This window comes from Gordonia sp. CPCC 205515, from assembly GCF_048537925.1.
Taxonomy (GTDB): domain Bacteria; phylum Actinomycetota; class Actinomycetes; order Mycobacteriales; family Mycobacteriaceae; genus Gordonia.
On sequence record NZ_JBCLVJ010000010.1, the window covers coordinates 159,334 to 185,680 of the forward strand.

Genomic DNA, 26,347 nt, shown 5'->3' on the forward strand with positions numbered 1-26,347 from the left:
ACGAGCGGTTGGTGGGTCAGCTCGCTTGACCGCTGGTTGAGCAGTGAGCGAGGCGCTAGCCGAGTGAACGTCCGTCGAAACCGGCACCACTGCTTGGTAACTCGTTTCGACCAGCGTCGGGCTCGCTGCGCTCGCTCGTCGCGCTCAACGAGCGGGGGTGGAGGCTTGGTTGGCGAAGGCAAGTGCGGCGTCACCGCCGTAACAACTGCCGTCGACGTGCCCGCCCTGGCAGACGACCAAGGAGACATCGGCGCGTTTGCTGAAGCGGATGGCGAAGGCGCGGGCACCGGCGGCGGCGGGGACGACGGTGTCGCCCATGGAGTAGAAGAACAGGAAGCGTCGGTCGGCGTAGCCGGACTGTGTGGCAGAGAGCGGATCGGCGCGCTGGGGTACCGTGCCGCCCCAGGCGTCGGCGATGAAGTCGACGCCCCGTAACGTCGCCGGGAGACCGGTCAGCGGGGAGATGCCCACCAATCCGTCGATGTGTGCGAATTCCTTTTCCCGATAGAGGCGTAGCGCCGCGACGGTGCCCATCGACTCGCTCGCGAACAGCATCCGGGGGATCCGGTACCGGTGGGTGGCCGCGGCGATGAGCCGACGGTAGTCGGCCATGGCGCCGTCGTTGCCGAATGAGTTGCCGCCCGCCGACGCCGACGCGATCACCCAGCCGTCGCGCAGAAATGGTTCGGCGAAGTGACGATGCCTCGGGTCGTGACCGAATTCGGTTCCATCGGAATCCATTCCGTGAAACCAGATCACCACGCCAGTCGGGCTGCCGGTGGCTTGACGATAGGCGCGCATGCCGTCGCCGAGGTCGTCGGTGACGATGCCGGTGCCGGCGTCATCGACGGTCGGGGTCGGGCCACACGCAGCAACAGACAGCCATGCGCACACAATGAGCACCAGACCGACAGCTCGCCTCATCCGTACATCCTCACCCAGTCGACACTCATCTCCGCCGGCAACGCACCCGCGCCGACCGGACCCGGCCACTGCCCCCCGACGGCGACGTTGAGGATCAGAAAGAACGGATCATCCATCACCCACACCGACTGGGGCGGCAAGTCTTTCGGCGTGATTCGCATGACCGTGCGACCATCGACACCGAGTTGTATCAGGCCGGGTTTCCGATACACCCAGTAGACGTGATAGTCATCCGACCTGCCGGTTTCCGCGGAAGTCAACTGCTGCTGCACCTTCCATGGGACCTTGGTCGCGAGGTCGGTCTTCGGTCCGATCGCTCCCACCGAATTGTTGCTGCGGGAGTTGGCCTGCTCGAACAGGTCGATCTCACCCGACTCCGGGTAGCCCACGACGTCCAGACTCGAGCCGAGCATCCAGACCGCCGGGTGAATGCCCTGGCCTTCCGGCAATTTGGCGCGTACCGCGAGCAACCCGGTCGATGTGTCGAGTTTGCCGAGCGTGTCGACGCGCGCCGAGGTGATCCGGCCTCCGTCCTCGCGCGCAGTGATCCGCAGATTGCCCGCACCGTCGAGCGAAACATTCTGTGACGAAGCAGTATACGTCTGTTGCTCGTTGTTGCCCCAGCCGCCAGCGCCGGTGCGGATGTTCCACATGCGACGACTCGGCAGGGTGCCGACGTGGCCGGTGAAGTCGTCGGAGGCAACGAGTCCCATATCGGTCTGCAGGCGGATGAAGTCATTTGTCTGTGAGTGACCGGTGGCTGCGGCGTTGACTCCGACACCAACGAGAATCATTGTCACGGCGATGGTTCCGACCAACAGCCACCACGACGGCCGTTGGCCGCCGTTCGGTGATTGGAACAGTTCGCTGAGGTAGTGGCGGCCGGCGCGGCCCATGCGGCCGATCATGACTGCCCTCCGACATCGAGCGTCGTGCGGGGCGTGAGTAGCGACACCGGGTCCGTGGTCGCGAGATCGAGCGCGTGCTGGATGGTCGTGACGTCGTGGAACCGCTCGTCAAACGACGCCGAGATATCGTATCTGTCACGCATTTTCGGCGTCAACAGGGCAATTCCGCGCGCACCGACCGGATCGCTGACCGCGACGAACTGGTGTGCGTCGAAGCCGCCGATCCAATTGCCGTCGGGCATGTCGTCCAGTCCGAGGAGATGGCTGAACGACAAGGTGGCGGTCGCCGGTTCGGCTGGTGGCGCCACCCGTCCGGGGCGTCGAAGCGCGAATAGTTCGCCGATCGAGATCGCCAGCATCGCCGCGAGTGGCCGCCCAGAAGACATCGCACGACCCAACTCACTCTGCAGGGCACCCGGATCGTACGGCGCGGCGAACGGAAGATTCAGTCCCACAGCCAGATTTCCGAGATAGCGGGGCAGCCGCGGATCGTAGCGACTGGCGTCGACCACCACGTGCACCACCGGCGACAGCGCGATACCGACGTGATCGAACGCCCGCGTCAGCGCGGTCATCAGCAGCACCGCCACCGAACAATCGGGGGCGTGCTCGGCCCGCCATTCCTGCAGGGCCGCAACGCCGGCCGGATTCAGATATCCCGACACGGTCGTCGGCCTCGCCGGTCCGGCCACCGTGCGGACGGCACTCACCGTCGGCACACGATGGCGGCCGGCCGCAGCCAGCTCGCCGACGGCGCCAGGATGGGAGACCAAGTGCCGCAACAACAACCATCCTGTTCGGGGGCGGTGCTGCGGTGTCACCGACCAGTCGGGAGTCGGACGGGACAGGCACACGCTCAGATAGAGCCAGAGCTTGACCACCATGACACCACCGAAGACGCCGTGCGACAGATCGGTGATGACATGGTCGCCGGCGACATAGACACGCAGCCCGTCGGGAGTCGGTGTCGTGCGCCGAACCAGCGTCACCTTCTCGTGGATCGGAAGGTGCTCGGTACCGGGAAAGCACTCCGCCCACGCACGCACGTCGCCGGCCAGGCGCGCCGGATCCCAGTCCCACGGGCCGTGCGCGGTCCACGGGTTTCGTCGGATCGCCAGGCGGCTACCTGGTGAGATCGCTGCCAGTCGAACCAATTCGGCGGCGAGGTCGTCGCGGTCGAGAACGCTGAGCGGCCCCAGTGAGACTACGACGCGGGCATCACCCGCGGCGCGGTCGAGCAGGGTCGGCGACACGCGGGTGCGCCGTCGACGGAGGAAATGAGGGTTCACCATGGTTCTCGCTCTGTGGGCTGGTGTTGATAACGGAAGATGACCGTGTTCGAATCACCCTGGGTGCGGTGCCAGTTCGGTTCCCGGTCCAGGCGTCGGATGAGGGAGTCGATGGCGCCCGGACGGAAGTAGCCGAAGTAGTCCGAGTAGACAGCCATCTGACGGGGCAGGACGAGATAGAAACCGCCATCGGCGAATCGGCCCAGGTTGTTGAGGAACCCGATGTCCTCCTCGGTGGGGAAGCCGCGGGAGAGTGAGTTCTTCAGGAACACCAGCGGCCGGTCGTAGCCGGGATTGGCCTCGGCGAGCGGGACGTAGTCGGCGCTGGGACGTTCCGGCCACCCCGCCGGCGCCATCCGCACGATCACCGTCGACGGCGCGGCGTCGGCGAGCAACTGCCGGCTCAGCGACACCTGCGATTTGGTGACCACGTTGTAGGCCCAACCGCTGTAATAACCGTGCAATGCCCCGACCCCGACGACAGCGAGGGCGAAGGTTCCGAAGATCTGCCGCATGCGCGGGAATCGACACGCGGACGACGGGTTCGAGGTGTCGGGCAGGAGTTCGCCCAGGGCCGCACCAACGAGCATGGAACACCCGATCAGCGAGTAGAGGAACACTCGGAAGATCGCTTCGCCGCCGTAACTCTGCCCGCCGAGCAACAGAATCGGTGAGAACGCGACGATGGGTAGCGCCCAGTCGTGCTTGCGGTGCCGCCACAGGTAGGCAAATGCCACAATCGCCGAAAGCCACACGGCGAACGCGACTCCGCGGTCCACGGTCTCGGTGACCGTGCGTGCCATCGAATCACCGGTAGCACTGCCGATATTGGTCTTCGCGTTGTTGAGCGGATTGGATCCGGTGAACAACCCGTACTTCATCACCGACGACATCCGCGGCAGAAAGTACCCGACCCACACCGCAACGCACACCAGGATCAACCAGAGCGGGCGGACCCGATTGATGACCGTGAGCAACCCGCAACACGCCAGCACCCACACCGGTGTCAACTGATGGGTACAGGCGAGCACGCCAACCAGCGGAATCGTGAAATATGCTGCGGCCGTGTCACGTCGGGAGCCGGCGAACAGCGCGATGACCGTGACACCCAAGACCAGTGCCACCGCCTGGGGCGAGTAGTAGTCCTGCCCCACCCAGTTCACCAGCTCTGCGCAGAACACCGCGATCAACGCCGCACGCATCGACAGCCCGAGCGCCCGTGAGAGGCTCCAGATCGCCGCGGCGAGCACGAAATGCATCACCGGCGCGAACCAGTGCGCCACATCGACCGGGTCGACCCCGGTCGTCGCGCTGAACCATGCTGCGCCGGCGAAGAATCCGGGCCAGCGGCTGTAGATGTCAACATACGACGGCGGCAGCGCACCGGTCTTTGTGACGAAATCGACCAGACCGATGTGCTTGTAAGTCCACGCGTAGATCGGCACTTCCGTCAGCAAGGACACCGGTAGCCGAATCATCGCCGCGGTCACGATGATCGCGATCGCCGCGCCCCCGGTGTCCCCGGCGACGATGCACGACACGAAGATGATCACGGTGAGGACCAGCGACACGACCAGCAGCACCCCGCCGGATGTGCCGAGCAGACCGAACAGTCCGACGTCTGCATCACGGAGCAGGGCGAGCGCGCCCACCCACACGAGGACCGGGAGCGCGAGCCCGCGCCCGGGGCCGGACAGTGCCCGACCCAGGCCACCGATCCAGCGGGAGGTGCTCCGGCGCAGCGTATCCGGCAACGGTGCAAGGTCGCGGTGACGCCACAGCGCGATACCGCCGGACCCGATACAAACCGCCGCCAACGATGCCGTGACCACCGGCCACGAATAACGGTCGAGCCAGAGCAAACAGGTGGCCACGCCGATCGGTGCGGCCAACCCGATCGACGGATACAGTGCCCAGCGCATATCCCGCGAGACGTCCAACGGCCACGTCGTCGCAATTCCCAGACCGACCAACACCATCGGCGCGATAAATACGACCCGCAGCCCAGCGGGCAGGGACGGCAGCATACCGACGATCGCCAGCACGCCGCTGACGGCCGCCAGCAATGGACCCAGTTGTCGAGCCGCGGATGCGACGCCGAGGACCTCCGTGGAGGCTGTGGGTGGGGACTCGGTCAGTGTGGCGATGGCGGTTCCTCCTCGGTACGGTGCGCGGTGTACACCAGCGCAGCCGGGGCCAGTACCGGAAACCGGTTGAACGGCGCGGATCTACGTCCCTGGGCCCGGGCTGTCAACAGTGCGCGCGGACCGGCCAGCAGGCCGGTGACTTCTGCCCGCGTCGCGCCGGCTGCGGTCGTCGATGTCGTCGGATCGGTTCCGCGTGCTCGCATCGATGTCGCGAGATGTCGGACCGCAACGGGGAAGCGCGCCAACGCCAAGGGCGCCAGGTGCCGGTCGGTGACGACTTTGGTCATCCACGCGCCCAGTCCGAGACCGTAACCGTGCGCCTGGGTGAGCAGGGCGTCATCGTCGTCGCGGTGCTGATGCCAGGTGATGGCGTCGGGCTCGAACACCAGCGTGTGACCGGCGGCCAGGGTGCGTACGAACCAGTCGATGTCCTCGCCGCCGCGCGTGGGTGATCCGGCGCCGAGTGCTTCGTCGAAGCCACCCAGGGCGAACGCGGCGGATCGTCGGACCGCGAAGTTGGCTCCGGTGCCGTAGTCGGCGACCCGGAAGGGGAACAGCCCATCGTGACTACTGCTGTCGGACAGCCGGAAGACTCGTCGTTGCACCGAGGTGGACCAGCCGACGCGACGCTCGAACACCATCTGCGGAGCGGTCCGTAGCTCGGCCGCCGGAACCAGGCCGGTGACGCACCCGACCGCCGGATCGGTGAAGGGACGGGTGAGGCAGGTCAGCCAATACCGGTCGGCCAACACGTCGTCGTCGGTGAACGCCACGATCTCGTGGCGGGCGGCCTCCAGCCCCCGGTTGCGTGCGGCGGCCAACCCGGGCACCGACGCGTGCACCGCGCGCACCCGAGGATTGTCCAGGCTGTCGACGTGGCGCCAGGTGTCCAGCGACGACGCCGCATTGTCGACGACGACGATCTCGAAGTCGGGATAGTCCACCGCCAGCAGGGAAGTGATGACCCGTTTGGTCTCCTCGGTCCGATCGCGGGTGCACAGCACGACCGATACGGGCGGGGCATCGACGGATGTCCCGGCGTGGGGGGTCTGCGCGGGTAGCCGTGCGGCCTCACGGGCGATCTCGCGACCCAGCACCGTTGCCGTGTCGACCCCGACGTCTATGAAACCGCGGACATCGGTGCCGTCGCGGACGAGTAGGCGTGCGCGGTGGTAGCCGTCACCGTTAGTGAGCTCAACCAGGTCGGCGAACGAGTCGTGCAGCTGGATCTCCCCGACCCAGCGGGAATCGGCGGTGTCGCAGGGCGCGGCCGACGGCAGTACGGGGTGGAGCACCTCGATCGTCACGACGGGATCCCCCTTGCGCTGGCCGGTGATGTCATGGTGTGCCCCTGTCTGCTGTGGTGGTGTGCGGAAGGTCCGCGCGACGCCGAGCTCCGCGGAGCCAGTCGGTCGAGCGGGAGATCAGATGCTCGCGGTGTCCGCGGCTGGTGCGGGCCAGGCGTTTTCGGCACTCGGGATCACTGAGTTGCGGGGTCAGCGCAGCGACGATCGTCGGTGCCGTCACGTCGACGAATTCGCCGACACAGTCGGGTGATCCGGCTGCTCGCATGATGCCGGCGGACTTGGTGGAGAAGTAGGCGATCGCGAATGTCGGTGTGCCGGAGAGCAACGCCAGTACCGCGGCGTGCAGGCGAACAGCGATCATCGCAGCGGCCTGGCCGTAGAGGGCGGCGAGTTCGTCCGGGCGCAGATCGGTGTCGACGTAGGTCGCAGGAATCCGCCCCGCATGCAGCATGGTGGTGAGTTGTCCCGACACCGGCCGATCATCCTCGATGTCGGTGGGCCCCAACGTGTGGGCCACCACGAGGACGTGATCGATATGTCCGGATTCGATCAGCTCGGTTGCAGTGGCGACGAGTTCGGTACAGACACGGCGGTCGGCAGCTGCGCCGAGGGACGGATGCGACCGCATGGCGATCACCGCACTGCGCTCGATCGGCGCGGGCAGTGCGGCACAGATCTGCGATACCCGTTGGGTGAGTTGCGGTTGCAACGCGTAGGCCAGATCGGGGGCAAGCTCGGCGTAACCGAGACCGAGCGTGCGCGCGGTGGGCAGGGACGCATCGTCTCGCACCACGGTGAGGTCGGCGCCCGCCACCAACCGTCGCGCCACCGCGGTGGTGACCGGCCGCGCAGCAGGGAAGGGCCCCAGCGTGTGACCGAGCAGAACGGTGGGAATCCCCATCCGCGTGGCGGTGTGGATCGGCACCGCGAGGGTGAACAGCCGAGCCAAGCTGACGACCGGATGCACTGACGTGTCGGTATAGAGATTGGACCCGCCGACCGCGATCACCAGATCGGCGTCGGCGAGGAGCCGGGCATAGCCGCGACAAGGCCGCCCGCGGACCGCGGTGAGAGCGGGAAGGAACAAGCGACTCAACCAGATCGGCACGTCGACGGCGGGCGTCGATCGGGCCCTGCCACGCAACTCGGTCGCGACTGGGATGGTGACGACCCGTACGTTCGGGTGAGCTCGACGCACATGTCGTGTCGCCGCAGCAGTCGACGAGGAACCCTCGGTCAGCCCGACGACGCTCACCGAGCTATCCGGATAGACGTGCTCGACCAGGCGGAGCACACCCGAGGTGATCGCGGAGTCGCCTTTGTTGTCGTCGTGCCACGCGTTGACCAGCACAATGTGCGGGGCGAAGGTGTTGCTGCTCACCGGGTTACCTCCGGCGTGCCCAGGGGTCGGCGGCGGCCGACGATGAGGCCCCATGCGCCCACCGCCCCGAGCAGTGCCGATCCGACGGCGAGTCCGGCCGCCGCCCCGGCCGCACCCCACTGCGACGTGAGCCCGATCAACAGCGGTGCCGAGATCGCGCTCATGGTCAGATTGGTGATGAGCAGGGTCCGAGTCGCCAGAGTCGCGCGTAGCACCGCCGCCCACGTCACGAAGGCGACGCGGCAGATCGATCCCACGCAGAGCAACGCCAACGTCACCCAGAGCGCCCGATGGTCATAGTTGTCGCCGAAGAATCGAAACAGCAACGGAGACAGCACGAACAACAGAACGACGCCCACCGCGCACACCGCAGCCTGGGTGACGTACCAGATCCGCGTCGCGATTCGGCCCGGATCAGCCGCCGTCGGAAGGTGTTTCGTCAACGCCGTCGCGGTCCCGATCGACACGAAGTCCAGGCCTTGCGAGATCGGCAGCATCAGCGCGAGCATCGCACCTTGCGTCGGGCCGGCCAGCCACGTCGTCAAGAATGGTGCGCCGAGCAGTGGGCCCATCGAGATCAGGCTTGCCGACCCGTCACGAAAGGCGAAGCCCAGCAGCGCGCGGCCGTCGTGCTCCCGCACAAAGCGATCGGCGGGTACCTCGCGGTCCATCGACCGGCGAATCAGCAAGAACGCGAATCCGATGGCGAGCACCGATGATCCGAGAGTGGCCAGCACCGCGGTCTGCCCCAGGACCATCGTCAGTAGTAGCGGTACCAGAACGATCTTGACGACGGCCGCCACCATGTTGAGCGCGGGCAGATACCGTGCGGCCGACAACGAGGTCAGCACCGTGTCCTTCATCGCGAAGAACGCCATGACGATGGAGCCGACGACAACCAGAGTCACCGCGAGCCCCGGTTGCGGACCGGAGATGGTGACGGCACCGAGCGCGCCCGCGATCACACCGCCGACCAGCGCGACGAGGACCACGGTGCCCACCGCCTGCCGAATCAGTCGGCGGCGTCCGGTGATTCGCGTTGCCGGGATCATCGCGGTGAGCGCGTTGCCCGGACCGGACGCGGCCACCGTCCCGGCCATGGTCATCAGCGACAACAATGCCGTCTGCACGCCGAGCTCGTGTGGCGGAATCAGCCGCGCCACCAACGCCCAGAACACGATGCCGGTCACCGCGGTCAGGGCCGAGGTGGCGATCAGGGATATCGAGTCGACAGCCATCGAACCGGACATCCAGCCGCGCAGGCGAACTCGAAGACCTTGGGGTACGCCCGGAGCATCCTCTGCTGGATCGGCGAGACGGTGGGCCATCGTCACCGCGCTCCCGCGGTCACTGCGCGAGTGCGGCCCACCGAACCGACCACCGACCGCAACAGTCGCGCATTCGCCGCCGCCTGATCGGTCAGTTGGTGATGCGCGAGAGCGTGCTCGCGCGCCGCGTCCCCGAACTCGGCGCGCAGGGAGGTCGAATCGATCAGACGCCAGGTTGCCGCGAGCAGTCCGGCGACATCACGAGGCGCGACGACGTATCCGGAGCGATTGTGACGCACCGCCTCCCGGACCCCGGCCGCTTCGTAGGCAACCACCGGAACCCCGGCGGCCTGCGCTTCGATCACCCCCAGCGGCATGCCCTCGACCAATCCCGTGTGTGCGTACACGTCGGCGGCGGCCAGGAGTCGATCGACGTCGCTGCGGGCCCCGAGGAATCGGAGTCGGCCGGCGGTGAGCCGTTCGGCGTCGGCGCGCATCGCCCGCTCATACTCGCTGTAGACGCTGGTGGCGCCGGCGACCAACACCGTCGCACCGTCGTCGAGTCCTGCCGCCAGCGCGATGAGATCCTCGATATGCTTGGTCGGATCGAGGCGAGTGGCGGCGAGGACGACGCGATGGGCGTCGGATAGTCCCAACTCGGTGCGGATCGACTGTCGTCGTGCCCGGTCGGCCGGCGCGAAGCGGATCGTGTCGACACCGTTGGGAATCACCGTGACCCGCCGGCGTGCGCGGGAACCTACCGTCTCCGCGACGGACTTACTGACCGCGATGCTGTGACCGGCGAGGCGGATCGCGCCGTCGCGCAGGCGTCGTCCCACCCCGGGGATCGTCGTCTCATGCAACGTCAGCACCGCGGGTACCGAGCCGATTCGACCGGCAACCGCGGCATCGAGGTGAGTCCAGTGCGAGTTCGCGAGGATCACGTCGAAGCGACCGTGGTGCGCGGTGTCGGCGATGAGGCGCGGCACCGTGAGTGAGCGGCGCAGTTCGTTGCCCACGCGGAGTGGACTGATCCGGTCGTCGTATCGGATGGACCGCGACACCGGAAGGGCGAGCGGTATCACCGGGAAACCCGCTGTGCGCCAGTGCTCATACTGCTCGAGCTCGGGTGGGCAGGCGAGGGTGAGATCGACGTCGTGCTCGGCCATCAACGGGCGCAACCGTAGAAGGTACTGCTGCGCGCCCCACAGACCGGGACCCTGATCGAGGACCAGAACCCGCAGCGGGGTGTGATGAGATGCCGGCGGCGTCGTGGACGAGTGCTCCACGAAGTGCCTTTCGGGCTGAAGAGGTCTAGCCTGCCTGAGCGGTCAGGTCTGTCACAGGTGCGAGTGCGATGCGTTCACGCGGTGCATCGGCCAGGTGGGTTCCGGTCGTCGACCGCTCATCGAAAATCGTTCGGAGAACCCGAATTCCGTCGCTCACCGCGTTGAGATTGCTCTCGCCGTGAATGCGGTCACGCTCGTAGCTGGCCACTTCGACGATCCGCAATCCGGCGCGAGCTACCCGGATGTTCATCAGGGTTTCCACCTCGAATCCGTCGCCCCACTGTGGTTCGTTCAGCGTGGGATCGGGCAGCCCGATGGTCGGGAGGCAATGGCGCCAGAACGCGTTGTAGCCGTAGCACAGATCGGTGAACGACGATGCGTAGAGCCGGTTGACGATCGTGTTCAGCCCGAGATTCCCCAGCCGCCGCAACCGCGTGATGTCCGAACTGCCGCCCCGGTAGGTGAATCGGGACCCTTTGGCGAAATCTGCGCCATCGCAGAGTGATTGGACAAACATGGGTATCTCGCCGGCATCGGTGGATCCGTCGGCGTCGATCATCACGATGATCTGCCCACGGGCCGCGGCGAAACCACACGCCAGGGCGTTTCCCTTACCCTTGCGGGTCTGTGTGATGACGCGCGCGTCAGGCCAAAGGCGCTGCGCGACAGCGATGGTTCCGTCCGTGGAATTGCCGTCCACGACAATGATTTCGGCAATCCCGTCGGGCATGCGACGTGCGACGTGCGGAAGATTCATGGCTTCGTTCCGCGTGGGAATCACGACGGTGACATCAGGATGTTGTATCCGCATTCTCATTTCCCCCGAAAATGAATGCTGGTCAGAAGTACGGAACGTCTCTGGTCCGTGACACCATCGTGGACCCTCCGTGACGGAGCTGCAACAGATCGATTCGCGCTGACGTAAACGCAGGCTGAACGGAAGACGTCCACCGAATGGCTCGTGCCATCAAAACCAGTGTCGGACAGCGGGTTTACCCTACAAACTGGAGTTTGAGATCTTTCGGTCTCAAAACGACGGCGATGTGATTGCCGCCACTCGGCGGGTGCGGAACCATGGGATCGGCGCGCCGTGCGGTGCATACTCGACGCATGGAATCGGGGGCCATGCATTCTGACGACGTCACCGTCGTCATCTGCGCGTATACGTACGAGCGCTGGAACGACATCTGTGCGGCAATCAAATCGATTGTGCAGCAAGAGTTATCGGTCGCGGAGATCATCATCGTGACTGATCACAACGACCCGCTCGCGCATGGCATCCGCGCGTTCGTCCGGCGGATCGAACCGGTCGTCCCGGTGCGAGTGCTCGCGAACCGCGGTCCACGCGGACTGTCCGGGGCGCGCAACACCGGCGTCGCCGCGGCCCGCACCGAGATCGTTGCCTTCCTCGACGACGACGCAACGGCCGACCCGTCATGGGTGACGCGGATGGTCGCAGGATATGACAATCCATCGGTCCGCGGCGTCGGCGGCTACGCTCGGCCCCGGTGGCCCGACGGTCGACGTCCGGGCTGGTTCCCCGTCGAGTTCGACTGGGTCGTCGGCTGCAGTTATCCCGGACAACCCGAGTGCGTCGCTCCGGTGCGCAACTTCATCGGCGCCAACATGTCGCTGCGGCGCAGCGATATTCGTGATATCGGAGGCTTCCACACCGGGCTGGGAAGAGTCGGCACAATACCGCTCGGGTGCGAGGAGACCGAACTATGCATCGCCATCGGCCGGCAGCGGGACGACGCGACGCTCCTGTTCGATCCGGCGATGGTGGTGGCACATCGGGTGTCGGACGAGCGGATCGCCCTGCGGTACTTCTGGCGACGGTGCTATGCCGAGGGCATCTCCAAGGCCGCAGTGTCCGGACTCGTCGGCAGCGCCGACGGCTTGTCCAGCGAGCGTGTCTACACCGCAACGGTGTTGCCGCGCGGCATCGCGACCCGTCTCCGTGGTCTGGCCGTGGGGAGCGCACCGCGGTCGTTGCTCGCCGCACAAACGGCAATGATCGTCAGCGGTGTGCTGGTGACCACCCTCGGTTATGTGCACGGACGGATTTCTGGTGCGTCCGTACCACCACGACAGGCGAACTCTCTGGTGCGCAACGACGAAGTCGCGCCGACGCCGGACGATGCGGCGCGTGTCGCAAACTGAAAAGGGGCTCGCTGCGCTCGCTCGTCGCGCTCAACGAGCGGTGGGTGGGTGGCTTGCTGTATCGCTGGTTGAGCAGCCTCCGAGGCGCTGGCCGAGGTGGCGTCCGTCGAAACCAGCACCGTCGCAGTCACTCACGATTACGTCGGTTCCGCGACAGTCCGGGCAGATCGTCGAACCGCCCTTCCGCCAGCGCTTTACGTTTCGCGTGCGACCAGCCGTGCAGCTTCCGTTCGAGCCCCCACGCGTGGGCGACGGACTCGCATTCCTGGCTGAAGACGAGCGTCACGGGCAGTCGTCCCGACGTGTGTGTTCCGCCCAGACCGGCTTCGTGCTGGGCGACGCGCGCGGTGATGTTGCGGGTGCTGCCGACGTAGTAACTGCCGTCGGCGCACAGGAGCATGTAGACGTGTGCGGGCATAGGGTGATTCTGCGGGATGGTTGCGGAGTGCGGTGAAATCTGTCCACAGGCTGTGGATAACTCGGTCGACGAGGGGCCCGTTTCGACCAGCGTCGGGCTCGCTGCGCTCGCTCGTCGCGCTCAACGAGCGGTAGGTGGGTCGGCTCGCTTGACCGCTGGTTGAGCAGCCTCCGAGGCGTTAGCCGAGGTGGCGTCCGTCGAAACCGGCACCACTGCTTGGCAGCCCGTTTCGACCAGCGTCGGGCTCGCTGCGCTCGCTCGTCGCGCTCAACGAGCGGTTGGAAGGTGCCGCGCTCAATGAGCGGGAGGCCGCGTCCGCCACCACGCCCAGCCCGCGATCCCAAAGGCGACCACGGAGAGCAGGTCGAATTCGGTGATGCCGTGGTCGGGGTCGAACGAGATGAGAGTTGCCCCCTCGAGCGGTCCGTTCCAGACGATCCACGCGATGCCGACGGCGACCAACACCGCTGCCGCCGGCCGACTCGGGCGCGCCAAGACCCACCCTGCCGTCGCGAAAAGCAGGTTGAGGATCACCAGTGCGTGGAACGCATCGATCGACCGCATCACGCCAGTATCACCGATGCCCCGTCGACCCCGCGCGGGAAGTAAGTGCCACCTAACTTCGCCTCAGGTGGGTGGGATACCATGCGCACCATGGGAGCTGTGCGCGACGAACCGCTGGTCAGAGCCGTGGATCTGGTGCGGGAGTACCGGATGGGTGACGAGCAGGTCCGGGCTCTCGACGGGCTGAATCTCACACTCGACGGCGGTCAATTCGCCTCGGTCGTCGGTCCGTCGGGCGCCGGCAAGAGCACCCTGCTGCACATCCTCGGCGCCCTGGACACCCCGACCTCGGGCACCATCACCGTCGACGGCGTCGACCTCGGCTCCCTCGACGACGAGGCCGCCTCCACCTTCCGCCGGCACCGCGTCGGCTTCGTGTTCCAGTTCTTCAACCTGGTGCCGACGATGTCGGCGTGGGAGAACGTCGCCCTGCCACGCCTGCTCGACAGCCAGTCGCTGCGCAAGGCCAAACCGCGCGCCGTCGAACTCCTCGAGCGCGTCGGACTCGGCGCCCGCATCGACCACCGGCCGTCGGAGCTGTCCGGCGGACAGATGCAACGCGTCGCGATCGCCCGGTCGCTGATCATGGAGCCGACCATCCTGCTCGCCGACGAACCCACCGGCAACCTCGACTCCAAGACCGGCGAATCGGTCCTCGACCTCCTCTCCGAAGTGGCCCACGACGCACCGAACCGCTTGGTGGTCATGGTCACCCACGACCCCAACGCCGCCGCCGTCGCCGACACCACGATCACCGTCCGCGACGGGAAGATCGCGTGAGCGCTGCGCTGCGCTCGATGGCCTCCGGGCTGTCCCGCATCCGGGTGCTCAACCTCCGGGAGATCCGCACCCACCGCCTGCGCGCCATCACGTCCCTGTTCGTCGTGATGGTCGCCTCCGCTCTGCTGATCGCGGTACTCGGGATCTACGGCTCCCTCACCGATTCGGTACGACAGGTCAACGCGGCCATCGCCGGAACCGCGCAGATCGAGGTCGCCTCCATCTCCGACTCCGGCATCGACCAGGGACTGGCGGGGGAGATCCGCGGCGAAGTTCCCGACACCAAAGCAGTGGTGCCGCTCATCCGCGACTCCGTCGTCGTCAACGACCACAGCATCGCCCTGCTCGGCTCTGACGCCCGCGTCACCGCCCTCTCCGGCGAGATGAAACAGGCTGCTGCGCAACAGGGATCATCCGGTGTCAGTCAGGACGACCTCGCCGACGGCATCATCGTCGGCGCCGCGACCGGCCTGCACAAGGATCAGCAGCTCACCATCAACAATGTGCCGGTACGCGTGCTGTCGGTGATCGACGGTGATCAGAATGCCATCCTCAACAACGGCAACTTCATCTTCGCCTACCTCGATCTGGCGCAACGACTTTCGTCGCAGCCCGGCAAGCTCGACTCGATCCTGATCGTCACCGAACCCGGCGCCGACGTCGCCGCGGTGAAATCCCAGGTGTCGAAAGTCGTTGACGGGCGGGCGGTTGTCGTCGACCCGGGATTCCGCGCCAAGCAGGCCGAGGTCGCCAGTTCGGTCACGCGCGACGCCACCCTGCTGGTGTCGCTGATCTCGCTGGTGATCGCCGGCTTCCTGGTGTTCAACACGATGAACATGGCCGTCGCCTCTCGACGACGATCACTCGCGATGATGCGCGCCCTCGGCGCCCGCCGCGGCCACCTCGTCGGCGACCTGCTCGGCGAATCCGCGATCTTCGGCCTCATCGGCGGCGCCATCGGTGTGCCCGTCGGCATCCTCGCCGGTCGATGGGCGGTCAGCAGCATTCCCGAGGTCGCCACCGACGCCCTGACCACTTCGGTGAGCTACCACTTGGATTGGTACGCACCGGTGATCGCCATCGGTGCCTGCGTGCTGGCCTGCGTGGCGGCGACGTCGCTGGCGGCGCGATCGGTGTTCGCGGTGTCGCCGGTGGAGGCCATGTCGGCGGGCGAGGCTCCCGACACCGCTGCCCGTGCTCGACGTTCCGGGATGATCGCGCTGATCGTCGGAGCGGCACTGCTGATCGGGTCCTGGTTCGTCGCGACGACGGTCCCCGGCCGCCCGGCGATCATCGCCGGCGCGATCTACGCGGTCGGTGCGCTCCTGGTCTGCTACGCCTTCACCCGCCCGCTGGTCGCCGCGGTTGTCGCGCTGGCCCGACGCCTGCGCGGCCCGGGACAGCTGGCCGCGGTCAACACCGAACGCGCCCCGCGACGCGCCTGGGCCACCCTGATGACGGTGGCCGTCGCGGTGGCCGTCGGCATGGGAACCTCAGGCGCACTGGACAATCTGGTCAGCTCGATCTCCGGGTCCCTCGACGGCCTCGCCGACCCCGACTTCTACGTCTCCTCGGCCGATTCCGGTGGTCTGCCCACCGGACCGGCGCTGCCGACCGCCATCGAGGGGGAAGTGGCGAAGGTCCCCGGCGTCACGCAGGTGGTGGGTCTGCAGTGGGCCAACGTCAACGTCGGTGAGGACGCCGTCCTGGTGCAGGGACTCGAGCCGGAATCGTTGGCGCCCTTTATGAAAAAGGCCAACCCCGCGGCGCTGCAGCAGGTGCTCGCCGGTGACGGCATCCTGCTGTCCAAGGTGTTGGCCCGCAGTCTCGGTGTCGGGGTGGGGGACACCCTGACGGTGGCCACCCCGTCCGGCTTCAAGGAGACCATCGTCCGGGACACCGTGAACTACGTGTCAATCGGCTCCGGAACCGCGGCGATGTCGAATGCGTTGTTGTCGCAATGGTTTGACCGGCCCGGCGACACCTACCTGCAGGTGACCACCGATCCCGCCGCCGACCAGGCACAGATCCGATCCCAACTCGAGGCGATCGCCGCCGCCAACCCGTCGACCGGCGGACGGAAGGTCTATGTACATTCGGGTGCCGAAGCGCTCGAAGCCACCCAAGCCCAGGCGCAGCAAGCGGGCGCGCTGACCGTGGCCATCCAATGGATTGTCGCGGTCGCCGCGGCCATCGCGCTGCTCAACACCCTGCTGCTCTCGGTGATCGAACGACGCCGCGAGTTGGGGGTGCTCCGTGCGATGGGGGCGTCCCGAAAGTTCATCTCCCGGATGGTGGTCGCTGAAGCGGCTGCCGTCGCGATCGTCGGGTCGATCACCGGCATCATCCTGGGCGGCGCATTGCATTTCCTGTCGAACAAGATCCTCACCGCCACCACCTCGATCGACATCCACTACTCGCCGCGACCCTCGACGCTCGTTTTCGTGGCCGTCGCCTGTGGTTTGTGCGTGGTGGGGGCGCTGGTGCCGGCGCTGCGGGCGTCGCGGATGAATATTTCGGAGTCGATTCTCAACGAGTAGGTGTCGGCGGCAGTGCGGGCATCACTCCCTGACGGGGGCCCGAGCGGTTCGCCGCCGTATGGCCGTCTTGCTTTGGTCTCGGGGGCGTGGCCAATTATGGCGACGCTCGCGGACGATCGCCAGGATGTCTTCTTCGGCATCGGCCCAGTCCGCGGTCACCATCTTGTAGGTGAGGCGCACGGTGAGGTACCCGAGGCGAGTTGCCTTCCGGTCGCGCCGGCGGTCCGTCTCGTACTGCTCGGCAGTTCGGTGGTACTCCTCACTGTCGATCTCCAGGATCAGGCAATCGCCGACGAGCAGATCCACTCGCCCTACGGTGCTGACCTGCACCTGCGCGTTCAGGGAGATCCGGCGCTTCTCCAGTCGGTAGCGGACCATCGATTCGGTCCCGGACTGGGAGTGGAAGTTGCACAGGTCGAGCAGGGCGATCTTGCGTTGCGGTGCCCCGGACATCGCTGTCCGCATCTCCTCGAGCGCCATCAGCTTCTTGTTGCCGATCGAATCGCAGACGGCCACCAGGTCTTCGCGGTCCAAGCACCGCACGGCGTGTTGGAAGGCAATGGGTACTGAATCGACGGGATCGGGCGTGGGGAGCGGAGGCCGGTACATTCGGCATAGATTGTTGGCCTTGCGGTAGGCGTCGGCATTTCCGCGCGCATGGACTTCGGCTGTGGTCGCCGGCACCCAGACTCCGTGTGCACGAAGCGCGGTCAGACAGCTCACGGCGTGGCCTTTGCTGACCACGTCGCATACTGCCGAGTCGGCGAACTTGTCGGCATAGCGGTCGTGGCCGAGCTTGCGCAACTCGCCGGACGCCACCTGGCGCAGAATCTCCTTGCGGGTCAACAGTTTTTCCAGAACCTGTGAGTACGTGAACACCCCGATGTACTTCATGTAGGTGAGTGTTGCCCCGAATTCGCCGACTCCGCGTGGACCCATTCACAGGTGTGGATGGACGCATTGACACGAGTGCTGCCGCGAGATATTGACACCAGCCACAGCTGTGCAGGGGGTGGGCGTGCACAGTGCACACCAACCCACTGCACAGATGTGGCTGATGCGAGCCCCACGCACAGTCCGGAATAATCCGCCGTCAATAATTCTTGACAACTCACAGATGTCAACATAACCTGACATCATGCACGACGAACCTGAGGTGATCGAGGACATGAACGGTGACGACCTTGCCGGAGCTGCTGCCAGCGGTGATCCGGCCCGCGGCCTGGCCGCGGTGCGTGCCCTGCGCACGCTGGCCGACCGCCTCGAAGAAGTCCAGGTGGCCAACGCCCGAGCGAACGGGTGGAGCTGGCAGGCGATCGCAGACGTACTGCAGATCAGCCGCCAGGCCGTGCACCAAAAGCATTCACAACGAGAGGCCCGCTGAACCGGGCCAGAAGGAGATACCACCATGTTTGAGCGATTCAACCGCGACGACAGAATGCTGCTTGCCTTCTCCATGCAGGAGGCCGCCGATCTCGGACACACCCGACTCGGCAACGACCACATCATCCTGGGCATGCTCTGCAATGCCCGCAGCCCGCTGTTCAGCCTGCTCGGTGAACAGGGACTGACCCTGGCAGGTGCCCGCGAAACCGTGCGCACCTTCCACGACGAGAACCCGGAGGCCGCCGAGGATTCGGCGGCAGCCGCCGAGCAGACCGCCGCGCAGCGGTACGACGACGACAAGGAAGCGTTGCGCGCCATCGGCATTGACCTCGACAAGGTCCGCGAAGCCGTACGTGAACGTTTCGGCGACGACCTGTCGGAGGGCTGGGCAGACCGCGGTGGCCGAGGCTTCGGCCGCGGCGGACGCGGTGGACCCGAAGGTCGGGGCCGCGGACGGGGACGGGGCCATGGCCACGGACACCGTGGTCGCGGACCGCGCCGCGGTGGCTTCGGGCCGGAGGGCTTCGGGCCGCAGGGTCCGGAAGGCTTCGGCCCCGGTGCCTTTGGTCCCGGCGGACCCGGCGGTCCCGGAGGATTCGGCGGCTGGGAGGGGCGTGAAGGCTTCGGCCCCGGCCCGTTCGGTCCCGGTGGGCGCGGTGGCTTCGGCCCCGGCGGTCCCGGCGGCTTCGGCCCCGGTGCGTTCGGTGAGGACGGACCCTGGGAGCCCGGCCGCGGCCGGCGCGGACCGCGTGGTCGCGGATCGCGTCCCCGTTTCGCCGACGAGACCAAGCAGGCGCTGGGTAAGGCCGTCGAGTTCGCCCGTGAACGCGGCGATCGCCAGCTGCGCCCCGAATATCTGCTGATCGGCATCATCGACACCGCCGACGACGCCTCGCGTGCCGTCATCAACTCGGTGACCGACCCGGAAACGCTGAAAGCCGCTGTGGTGGCAAGCCTTCCGGAAGTGCCCTCGGAGGTCTGACGACCTGAACGCGAACCCTCGCCCCGCAACGGGGCGGGGGTTTCGTGCGTGGTGTCGCGTAATTCGGAGGAACGAAAGGCCTTCTCGACAAACGCGCATTCAGGTTAAACTGCAAGCGGTTTCACACGTTCTCGGACCCTTCGTCGACGAGGTGGCACGACCATGACCGCGACAAGATTGGCCGCATGGCGAGACGGCGCTGCCAACGGCTGGCACGACGACCTGGTCTGGTACGCGGCGGCGATACATCAGATGCGCCTGCGGACGCCGAGCATCGACGATTACCTCGACCAGATCCCCGGGTACCTCGCGACCAACGGCGGCCCGCAGTTCCGAAATGCGATGGCGCAGATCGCGCGTGGCTGGGACGACCCACTCGGCCTGGGCTATCAGTCGCAGGTGCACGCGTCCTTCGTCGCGAAATCCAATTGGCCCATGGTGAATGGGCAGCGCGCCCTGTGGCAGGAGTGCGCGCACAATCATTGGTTCTTCCTGCCCTGGCATCGGGCGTACCTGCTCGAATTCGAAGCTGTTGCCCGTCAACATATCTCCGATCTCGGTGGACCCGCAGGCGAGTGGGGTCTCCCGTACTGGAACTACTCCGACGACAGATTCGGCGACCAACGCAACCTGGGTCTGCCGTTGCCCTTGCGGGACGACACCCTGCCTGCCGGGGTGACGGTCCCGGACGTTCCCGCGCGCGACGACGGAACCTTCCCCAACCCACTCTTCAACCCCATCCGCGACAACCAGGGCGACCCGGAACCCGGCGACACCTCGTGGGCCGACGCCCGGACCGCCCTGCTACGACCACATTTCGCCAACCAAGAGGACACCGGTCTGGTGTCCTTCGGCGGCGGGGTCATCGAGAATCCCAATGACAGCGCCCTCTTTCACAGCGACACCCGGGAGATGGGGCTGCTCGACGCGGCGCCGCACGGGTCGGTCCACATGCACGTGGGCGGCGGGATGGCGGTGTTCGCCACCGTCGGCCTGGATCCCGTGTTCTGGATGCATCACTGCAACATCGACCGGCTCTGGGAAACCTATGCCCACGATCTCGGCCACGGCTACCCGTTCGTCGACGGCGTCGGCGCCGGGACTGTCGCACAGCAGTCGTGGATCAACCGGGAGTTCCGGTTCCTGCGGCCCGGCGGGGTGGTGGCCACCTGGACCGCGCCGCAGGTCATCGACGTCGGAGCACTGGGCTACGGCTACGACGCGACAACGCCGCCGTCGCTACCGCCCGCGCCGCCGCCTCCGCCGGGTGCCGAGGTCGACCCCTTCGGCCTGGACGTGACCACCCCCGAACCCATTGCCGCAGCGGGCGGTTTCGTCCTCGCCGAGGCGACCGAGGTTGCCGTCGTGGCCGGAGGTGCCGACGACGCCGACGTGTCGGTGGCCGCATTCCCCGACAGCGCACGATGGGTGCTGCGGTTCGACGGCCTGCGCACGACCCGGCCGGCCGTCACGTCGTATCACGTGTTCCTCGGACTCCCGGCCGACGCCGATCCCGACCCGACGGATACCGCGCATTACGTTGGGCCACTGTCACTCTTCGGCGTCTTCGAGGCCAGCCGCGACGACGGGTCGTCGTCGGGGACCGGGCAACAGCGCCTGCTGGATGTGACCGATCAGGTACTCGCCCAGGCAGACACGTTGCGCCCGATGGATACCCGTGTGCGTCTGGTGCCGATGAACCCGGATCGGAATCTCGCCGATATGGGGCTGACGGTGGAGCGGCTCTCGCTCGAGTTCGCGTGATCGGCACCGCCGCAGCGGAGGTGTCCCTCGCGGCGACGCGTGGACGGTCCTGGATGTCGGATCTGCGCGCCGGTCGGCATCCCCAATGGATCGCGTATGCTGTTGCAGCCGTTGGCTGGGTGGTGCTGGTCGGCGTGGAGATCATCCGGCTCCGGACGACGGGCTCGCCCGAGGTGATGGCCGACATGCACGTTGGGCACGACATGACCGGCGGTATGGCCGGCATGACCGAATCCGGACCGCATACCCACGGTGTCACCACCCACATCGTGAGTCTGCTCGCCATGCTCGCGGTGATGACGCCGATGGTGGCGGCCGACGCCAGGTACGCGGCGCTGCGTGCACCCTCGGGCTACCGACGTCGCGTGCCCGGTTGGGTGTTGGGCGGCTGGGCGGTGGGCTGGCTCCCGCTGCTCATCGTCACCGCGTTCATCAGCCTTGCGCTCGGCAAATTGGTGGAGACAACGGAATTCGGCGAGGCGCAACTGTTGGTCGCGGCCACGGCGGTGGCGATCGCCTGGCAGTGGACATCCCGTAAGCGGCTCAGTCCGGCGCGCTGTCATCGCACGCTGGCACCGCCCTTGCCGCAGACGCAGGCGCGCACGGCCTGCCTACGGTACGGTCTCGGCTTGGGCAATGAGTGTGGAATCTCCTGCGCACCAATGATGATGGTGATGATGCTGGCGGGGCACAGCGTGTTCGTCGTCGCGCCGCTGACCGCGGTGGCGTGGTACGAGCGGCGGCGACGCCCGCATCATGATCCGGGGACGGTGGCGACGTCGCTGATGCTGGCTGTGGTCGGCGTGGTCGCGGTGCTGCTCGCCGTCGTATCGGCGAGTTGACTGCGGACGGTCAGACGGGCTCGCCAGGGCTGAAATCGAAGCCATGATCGCCGAACGCCGGCGCCTCGAGATCCATCCACCAGACGTCGGCCGACAGATCGTCGGTACTGTGCACCGGGCCAAACTGTTTCAGCCCGTCGATGAGTTGCGCTTTCGGTACGGCGCCCTCGGTGCTCTTGCCGAAGACGCCGCTCTTGGTGGTGAGGACCGACACGACCCGGCGTCGTGCGCCGTCGGCGTCGGTCCAGTGTGTGAGGAGTCGCTTGGGTGTCGCGTTGCGGCTGCCGTGGTGACCGACCTTGTACAGATCGACCTGGGCGAGTTCCCTTGCGAGTCGGGTGCCTTCGCGGGTTCGGCGGTCGGCGAGTGACTGGTCGAGAGTGAACGACCAGTTCTCGATCTGCGCGTCGCCGGGCAACAGGATTCGACGATCCCCGACGGTGATCAGCAGGATCACGCTGGTGTTGTTGAGGACGTCGTCGAGGGCCTCCACGATCTCCAAGCCCTGAGTGACGCGTCGGCTCGCGAGTTGACGTACCAACCACTCGGCGGCGCCGACCCCACCCGGCGACCCCAGCACCCGGGCCGCCCGTTGCACCGCAGCCGGATCGTCGGCCTGTTCGATGTGGTCGGCGAGCTGCTCGTCGGCCGCCAGCCCCAGCCAATACTCCTCGGATTCCTTGGCATACCGGGTCAGCGACGGCACCTGATCCAGCGTGGGTGGCCCCAACGCACGGATCTTCACTCCCGGAAGGACATCCGTGAGGTCGACGACGTCACCGGCCTTGACGTACCGGGCCCGATCGGGGCCGCCCCAATCCTCCAGGAGCGCTACCGCTTCGGCGTTCGCGAGACCCATCTCGACCAGTTCCCGTGCGCGCTTGGCCACCGCGCCGTCATCGAACGCCAACTCGGCGAGTGCTTGCGCCTGCTGCGGCAACTTGTCGATACCCCGCAGAAACTCCAGATGCGCCTCGTCGAGTCCGAGTCCGCGCTCACCCCTTGCCGATTCGGGGGCATCCGTCCACGGCCGGATCACCGCCGCCGGCGTGAAGGTATCGAGCGTCTTGCGGGCGCGCCGGTCGGCGAACCCGCTGATGTGGTCCTTGTGCCGGTGCGTGGCCACCACCACGTCGAGTTGTCCGGCACAGTGTTCGGCCATCTTGGCGACGATGTCGGCGAGCGCGGGACCGGCGTCGGCCTTCTTCACCGTCCCGCAGTCGATGAGGACGTGGCGTTCGGATCGGCCGTCGGGCAGCGGTTTTGCGTAGGTGACGGTCAGCAGTAGACAGTCGCCGAAGCCAACCTTGTACGCGCGCAGCCGAACCCGGCTCGGTCGGGGCGTCACCAGCTGTCCTCGGACGTGTCGCTGTGCAGCAGCGAGAATCGTCGGGTGTCGCCGGCGCCGTCGCTGGTTCCGTACCGGCCCTGGGCATCTCGGATGCCGTGTGTGAACAGGTATGCCAGCCTTCGGGTTTGTCGTTGCCCGTCGAGGATGGGTTTGCGCTGGTGCAACCGGAACCGGCCGAACTGATCGAAAACCAGTACGCCGCCACCGAGGAGTTCGACGACCGCGTCGTCGGGCATGTCGTCGGGTGCCGTGACTCCCGGCGGGAGGTTCGCGGCGGTTGTCCGCACTGTCTGCAGGTAGTCGGCGAGCACCTCGGTGACCAGCGTGCCGTCGGCGCCGATCCGGGAACTGCTCAACACGCGGGTGACGCGGGTGGACAGTCGGACGTCGATCCCCAGTGCCGCCGAGTTGTTCCAGATGAACTGGTACACCTCCTCGGGCGAGGACCGCAAGGCGACGAGGTTGAGGTGCTCGTAGCGGATGGACTTGAGATCCGAGGCATCCGGGTCGATCGCGTACTCGTCGTCGGGTGCTACCTCGGTGGGTACCGGTTCGGGAGCGGACACACCGTCCTCGTCGACGATGCGGTGCTCAGGCAGTGTGATACCAAATGCCGCAAACGATTCCAGCAGGGAATCTCGGTAGTTGTGTTGATCGTCGGGCGCCAACCGCCGGTCGGCGGTGTGGACCGAGTCCAGGACGTCGGCGAACTCGAGTTCGACCGGCGGCAGGTAGTCGAGGGCACGCAAGATCATGCCGAGCAGGTGCCGCGCCGACGTCACGCCTTCCTCGGCGACACGGTCGACATCCATCCCGGAACTGTCGCTGCGCAACGGTTCCAGCCGCTGCGCCCACATGCGCACCAGGGTCTGCAGGAACATCGCGACAAGCACTTCCGCGCGGCGGTGGGCTTCCTGGAACCGGGGGTCGCTGATCCAGTCCGTGTTCGGCGGCAGTTCGACCGAACGACGAAGTGCCGGATAGCGTCCCGTGATGGTGCCCTCCGGCGAGTGGGTGGGTCGGCGGCGGGCGCCGATCTCCTCGGCGAGGGACAGCAGTGGGGTCTGTTTGAGTGTCTCGGCGCGCCCGCGCCACAACTGTTCTCGACGCTGCGCCTCGTCCTCGATGGCCATCGCATCCCGGTCCGAGGGGAAGCGCACCTTGGACTTGCTGGGCGCGAGGAGTCGTGCGGCGACGCCGTCGAGCGTGAAGACCGACAGCAGCGCCACCAGATCGGCCAGCGCCTCATGGAAGGCGAGTTGATCCGGCAAGCCGGGTTCGGTGTAGCGGGGTCGGAGTCCGTCGAGGATCGCGTGGCTCACCTCATGGCTGATCACGTCGTAGGAGAGGGTCGTGTACACCGGCGGGCGGCCCCCGATCGACGGCAGCCACCCGAAGAGCACCGCATTGTGTTCGCGGGAGTAGAAGGCGTTGGCCTCCACCCGCGCCTGCGGTATCAGGTAGAGGTGCGGGTACTGCGAATACCACGGAATCGGCCGACCCAGGTGCTGCTCGAACAGCGCGAGGGTGTACGACGCGACAGCAAACACGTTCTGCGCGCGAAACTTTGGGTCGTCGACCAGATCAGAGGTGGTGAGGTTGGGGACCGCCCAGTGATCGCGATAGTCCCAGGGGCTGTCGGCGTGGAGTCGAACCGGGTCTCCGACCTTGTTGGTACCGACGCCGATGTCGACGACATGGAAGCGGTGACTGCGGGGACCACGCTGGAGTCGTCCGGCCGGCACCTCCACCGGCGCGAGGAGTGGCCCGCCATCGGACACCGACGGATCCTGCGCGAAGATCGTCATGGGGACGGTGTTCTGGGTCAACAGATTTCGTTCGGGGTCGGCCATCCGAATTACCCCCGCTCACAAGGACATCGCGATCACTGTGATCTGGCATGCACCTGTCGATGATAGTGGGAAAGGGTTGCGGGAGAAATCGGTTGAACAGCCTAAACCGAGCCCACCAAGGGCTTACCGACGCACAGCAGTCAGGATCCGACTTCGCATCGCGGACACCGTGTGCGGCAACCACAATGCCTGCACGGGAGCACTGGGTGGATCGACGAACTCGATGATCCGAATGCGGCTCACGTTGATCCAGCCGGGCTCGTTCGTGACGAATGCACATGCCGACGGATGGGCAATCACCGCGGTGTGCGGCGGTGTGCCGCGCAACGTGGAGCCGATGATCTTGGGTTCGAACCCGGCACCCTGGCAGATCGAAATCAGGATCTGGGTGTACTCGGAGTCCTCATCCGCCTCCGACACCACGATCTCGTGGTCGGCGAGATCGCTCAGCGCGACGCAATCGTGCTGGGCCAGGGGATGGTCGGCGCGAATCGCGAGACGAAGCTTGTGTTGTGCGGCAACTGTGCCGGCGAGATCTGGGGGTGCTTGGATGCCGCGTCGCAACGCGAAGTCGATCCGTCCGTCGCGGAGTTCCGCGCTGATGCTGTCGGCAAAGACCGGACGAACCGTTATCGGTGCCGACGGATCGGCCAGCACGACCGGTTCGATGATGGTGAACACTTCGGAGGGGGCGAGATCGGGCGTGTGGCCGATGACGAACGGATCAGGACGCTCTTCGCCGGTGATCCGAACCTTCTCGGTCAGCTGGCGCCCACCCGCCAGTAGCGGCACAGCGCCCCGATAGAGCGCCTCACCCGCGGGCGTCAACGAGAGACTACGTCGGGAGCGGGAGAACAGCTCAACCCCCAGCGCGCGCTCGAGTTCTTTGATCCCCGACGACACGGCCTGCTGTGTGATGTACATCTCGTCGGCCGCCACTCGGAGGCTTGGCGACTCGGCGACGGTCACAAACATGCGCAAGCGCCGGAGGTCAAGGTCGTCGCGGCCCTCGAACGACATCTTCATCAAGAAAATCCTGTCGATTGACTACTTTGTAGTGATTGTAGGTTGTAATTCGCGGCTTTACATTAGTAACTGTTGCGATTGCCGCCGTGAGCGATGGTGGCCGCGCCAAAGGACCAGACCGTAGATCGCGGTGAGGTCGTAGCCAACGACTGAGGGGGACGCTTG

The 26,347-nt window shown here is 66.5% G+C and carries 22 protein-coding genes; 7 read left to right on the forward strand and 15 right to left on the reverse strand.

Annotated features, from left to right (window positions below; all coding sequences use genetic code 11):
- Positions 1-144 precede the first annotated feature (144 nt).
- The 9 genes from AAFP30_RS15755 to AAFP30_RS15795 all read right to left on the reverse strand — a co-directional run bounded on the left by AAFP30_RS15755 (position 145) and on the right by AAFP30_RS15795 (position 11,330).
- Positions 145-924, reverse strand: coding sequence for a hypothetical protein (locus tag AAFP30_RS15755; RefSeq protein WP_419230900.1), 780 nt, complete (start codon positions 922-924; stop codon positions 145-147).
- The gene (locus AAFP30_RS15760; RefSeq protein ID WP_419230901.1) at positions 921-1,832 is read right to left on the reverse strand and encodes a glycoside hydrolase family 16 protein; all 912 of its coding nucleotides are present in this window, start codon (positions 1,830-1,832) and stop codon (positions 921-923) included. The genes AAFP30_RS15755 and AAFP30_RS15760 overlap by 4 nt, the downstream gene beginning before the upstream one ends.
- Positions 1,829-3,124 (reverse strand): DNA-binding protein, encoded by a 1,296-nt coding sequence (locus AAFP30_RS15765; protein WP_419230902.1) that lies wholly within the window; start codon positions 3,122-3,124, stop codon positions 1,829-1,831. Before AAFP30_RS15765 ends, AAFP30_RS15760 begins: the two co-directional genes overlap by 4 nt.
- Positions 3,118-5,187: a hypothetical protein gene (locus tag AAFP30_RS15770; RefSeq protein ID WP_419230903.1), complete on the reverse strand. Its 2,070-nt coding sequence runs from the start codon at positions 5,185-5,187 to the stop codon at positions 3,118-3,120. The genes AAFP30_RS15765 and AAFP30_RS15770 overlap by 7 nt, the downstream gene beginning before the upstream one ends.
- Before the next feature lie 68 nt (positions 5,188-5,255).
- On the reverse strand, positions 5,256-6,575 hold the full coding sequence (locus AAFP30_RS15775) for a glycosyltransferase family 2 protein (protein ID WP_419230904.1): 1,320 nt from the start codon (positions 6,573-6,575) through the stop codon (positions 5,256-5,258).
- A gap of 31 nt (positions 6,576-6,606) precedes the next feature.
- The gene (locus AAFP30_RS15780) at positions 6,607-7,956 is read right to left on the reverse strand and encodes a polysaccharide pyruvyl transferase family protein (RefSeq protein WP_419230905.1); all 1,350 of its coding nucleotides are present in this window, start codon (positions 7,954-7,956) and stop codon (positions 6,607-6,609) included.
- Entirely contained in the window at positions 7,953-9,194 is a 1,242-nt protein-coding gene (locus tag AAFP30_RS15785) for a lipopolysaccharide biosynthesis protein (RefSeq protein WP_419230906.1), read from the reverse strand. Before AAFP30_RS15785 ends, AAFP30_RS15780 begins: the two co-directional genes overlap by 4 nt.
- Before the next feature lie 92 nt (positions 9,195-9,286).
- Positions 9,287-10,513, reverse strand: coding sequence for a glycosyltransferase family 4 protein (locus tag AAFP30_RS15790; RefSeq protein ID WP_419230907.1), 1,227 nt, complete (start codon positions 10,511-10,513; stop codon positions 9,287-9,289).
- Positions 10,514-10,538: 25 nt separating this feature from the next.
- Positions 10,539-11,330: a glycosyltransferase family 2 protein gene (locus tag AAFP30_RS15795; RefSeq protein WP_419230908.1), complete on the reverse strand. Its 792-nt coding sequence runs from the start codon at positions 11,328-11,330 to the stop codon at positions 10,539-10,541.
- 293 nt (positions 11,331-11,623) lie between these two features.
- On the opposite strand from AAFP30_RS15795, the gene AAFP30_RS15800 reads away from it, so the two are divergent.
- A complete protein-coding gene (locus AAFP30_RS15800; RefSeq protein WP_419230909.1) occupies positions 11,624-12,676 on the forward strand; it encodes a glycosyltransferase family 2 protein in 1,053 nt (350 codons plus the stop codon).
- Between the two features lie 127 nt (positions 12,677-12,803).
- Here the strand turns inward: AAFP30_RS15800 and AAFP30_RS15805 are convergent, their stop codons facing one another.
- Together AAFP30_RS15805 and AAFP30_RS15810 are read right to left on the reverse strand one after the other, a co-directional pair.
- Entirely contained in the window at positions 12,804-13,094 is a 291-nt protein-coding gene (locus AAFP30_RS15805; protein WP_419230910.1) for a GIY-YIG nuclease family protein, read from the reverse strand.
- Between the two features lie 294 nt (positions 13,095-13,388).
- Entirely contained in the window at positions 13,389-13,658 is a 270-nt protein-coding gene (locus AAFP30_RS15810; RefSeq protein ID WP_419230911.1) for a hypothetical protein, read from the reverse strand.
- A 90-nt stretch (positions 13,659-13,748) separates the two neighbouring features.
- On the opposite strand from AAFP30_RS15810, the gene AAFP30_RS15815 reads away from it, so the two are divergent.
- The gene (locus AAFP30_RS15815; protein ID WP_419230912.1) at positions 13,749-14,438 is read left to right on the forward strand and encodes an ABC transporter ATP-binding protein; all 690 of its coding nucleotides are present in this window, start codon (positions 13,749-13,751) and stop codon (positions 14,436-14,438) included.
- A 17-nt stretch (positions 14,439-14,455) separates the two neighbouring features.
- Positions 14,456-16,978, forward strand: a complete 2,523-nt coding sequence (locus tag AAFP30_RS15820) for an FtsX-like permease family protein (protein ID WP_419231245.1) — start codon at positions 14,456-14,458, stop codon at positions 16,976-16,978.
- A 21-nt stretch (positions 16,979-16,999) separates the two neighbouring features.
- Here AAFP30_RS15820 and AAFP30_RS15825 read toward each other — a convergent pair whose 3' ends face one another.
- Positions 17,000-17,872, reverse strand: a complete 873-nt coding sequence (locus tag AAFP30_RS15825) for an endonuclease domain-containing protein (protein ID WP_419230913.1) — start codon at positions 17,870-17,872, stop codon at positions 17,000-17,002.
- Positions 17,873-18,116: 244 nt separating this feature from the next.
- Here AAFP30_RS15825 and AAFP30_RS15830 point away from each other — a divergent pair, with 244 nt between their 5' ends.
- The 4 genes from AAFP30_RS15830 (at position 18,117) to AAFP30_RS15845 (ending at position 21,952) form a co-directional block, all read left to right on the forward strand.
- Positions 18,117-18,362, forward strand: a complete 246-nt coding sequence (locus AAFP30_RS15830; protein ID WP_419230914.1) for a helix-turn-helix domain-containing protein — start codon at positions 18,117-18,119, stop codon at positions 18,360-18,362.
- Between the two features lie 24 nt (positions 18,363-18,386).
- Positions 18,387-19,346, forward strand: coding sequence for a Clp protease N-terminal domain-containing protein (locus AAFP30_RS15835; RefSeq protein ID WP_419230915.1), 960 nt, complete (start codon positions 18,387-18,389; stop codon positions 19,344-19,346).
- Positions 19,347-19,508: 162 nt separating this feature from the next.
- Entirely contained in the window at positions 19,509-21,110 is a 1,602-nt protein-coding gene (locus AAFP30_RS15840) for a tyrosinase family protein (RefSeq protein ID WP_419230916.1), read from the forward strand.
- A complete protein-coding gene (locus AAFP30_RS15845; RefSeq protein WP_419230917.1) occupies positions 21,107-21,952 on the forward strand; it encodes a DUF2182 domain-containing protein in 846 nt (281 codons plus the stop codon). The genes AAFP30_RS15840 and AAFP30_RS15845 overlap by 4 nt, the downstream gene beginning before the upstream one ends.
- A gap of 10 nt (positions 21,953-21,962) precedes the next feature.
- Here AAFP30_RS15845 and AAFP30_RS15850 read toward each other — a convergent pair whose 3' ends face one another.
- From AAFP30_RS15850 to AAFP30_RS15860, 3 genes are all read right to left on the reverse strand, one after another.
- Positions 21,963-23,300 (reverse strand): hypothetical protein, encoded by a 1,338-nt coding sequence (locus AAFP30_RS15850; RefSeq protein ID WP_419230918.1) that lies wholly within the window; start codon positions 23,298-23,300, stop codon positions 21,963-21,965.
- Positions 23,297-25,156 carry a hypothetical protein gene (locus tag AAFP30_RS15855; RefSeq protein WP_419230919.1) on the reverse strand — a complete coding sequence of 620 codons (1,860 nt, stop codon included), beginning with the start codon at positions 25,154-25,156 and terminating at the stop codon, positions 23,297-23,299. Before AAFP30_RS15855 ends, AAFP30_RS15850 begins: the two co-directional genes overlap by 4 nt.
- A 123-nt stretch (positions 25,157-25,279) precedes the next feature.
- A complete protein-coding gene (locus tag AAFP30_RS15860; protein ID WP_419230920.1) occupies positions 25,280-26,182 on the reverse strand; it encodes a LysR family transcriptional regulator in 903 nt (300 codons plus the stop codon).
- Between the last annotated feature and the right edge of the window lie 165 nt (positions 26,183-26,347).

Bases quoted from the DNA above. Each gene is read 5' to 3' on its own strand.
- AAFP30_RS15835 (WP_419230915.1), top strand. From the start codon at position 18,387: ATGTTTGAGCGATTCAACCGCGACGACAGAATGCTGCTTGCCTTCTCC.
- AAFP30_RS15800 (WP_419230909.1), top strand. From the start codon at position 11,624: ATGGAATCGGGGGCCATGCATTCTGACGACGTCACCGTCGTCATCTGC.
- AAFP30_RS15765 (WP_419230902.1), bottom strand. From the start codon at position 3,124: ATGGTGAACCCTCATTTCCTCCGTCGACGGCGCACCCGCGTGTCGCCG.
- AAFP30_RS15830 (WP_419230914.1), top strand. From the start codon at position 18,117: ATGCACGACGAACCTGAGGTGATCGAGGACATGAACGGTGACGACCTT.
- AAFP30_RS15825 (WP_419230913.1), bottom strand. From the start codon at position 17,872: ATGAAGTACATCGGGGTGTTCACGTACTCACAGGTTCTGGAAAAACTG.
- AAFP30_RS15755 (WP_419230900.1), bottom strand. From the start codon at position 924: ATGAGGCGAGCTGTCGGTCTGGTGCTCATTGTGTGCGCATGGCTGTCT.
- AAFP30_RS15840 (WP_419230916.1), top strand. From the start codon at position 19,509: ATGACCGCGACAAGATTGGCCGCATGGCGAGACGGCGCTGCCAACGGC.
- AAFP30_RS15805 (WP_419230910.1), bottom strand. From the start codon at position 13,094: ATGCCCGCACACGTCTACATGCTCCTGTGCGCCGACGGCAGTTACTAC.
- AAFP30_RS15820 (WP_419231245.1), top strand. From the start codon at position 14,456: ATGGCCTCCGGGCTGTCCCGCATCCGGGTGCTCAACCTCCGGGAGATC.
- AAFP30_RS15860 (WP_419230920.1), bottom strand. From the start codon at position 26,182: ATGAAGATGTCGTTCGAGGGCCGCGACGACCTTGACCTCCGGCGCTTG.
- AAFP30_RS15795 (WP_419230908.1), bottom strand. From the start codon at position 11,330: ATGAGAATGCGGATACAACATCCTGATGTCACCGTCGTGATTCCCACG.
- AAFP30_RS15815 (WP_419230912.1), top strand. From the start codon at position 13,749: ATGGGAGCTGTGCGCGACGAACCGCTGGTCAGAGCCGTGGATCTGGTG.
- AAFP30_RS15785 (WP_419230906.1), bottom strand. From the start codon at position 9,194: ATGGCTGTCGACTCGATATCCCTGATCGCCACCTCGGCCCTGACCGCG.
- AAFP30_RS15855 (WP_419230919.1), bottom strand. From the start codon at position 25,156: ATGGCCGACCCCGAACGAAATCTGTTGACCCAGAACACCGTCCCCATG.
- AAFP30_RS15810 (WP_419230911.1), bottom strand. From the start codon at position 13,658: ATGCGGTCGATCGATGCGTTCCACGCACTGGTGATCCTCAACCTGCTT.
- AAFP30_RS15760 (WP_419230901.1), bottom strand. From the start codon at position 1,832: ATGATCGGCCGCATGGGCCGCGCCGGCCGCCACTACCTCAGCGAACTG.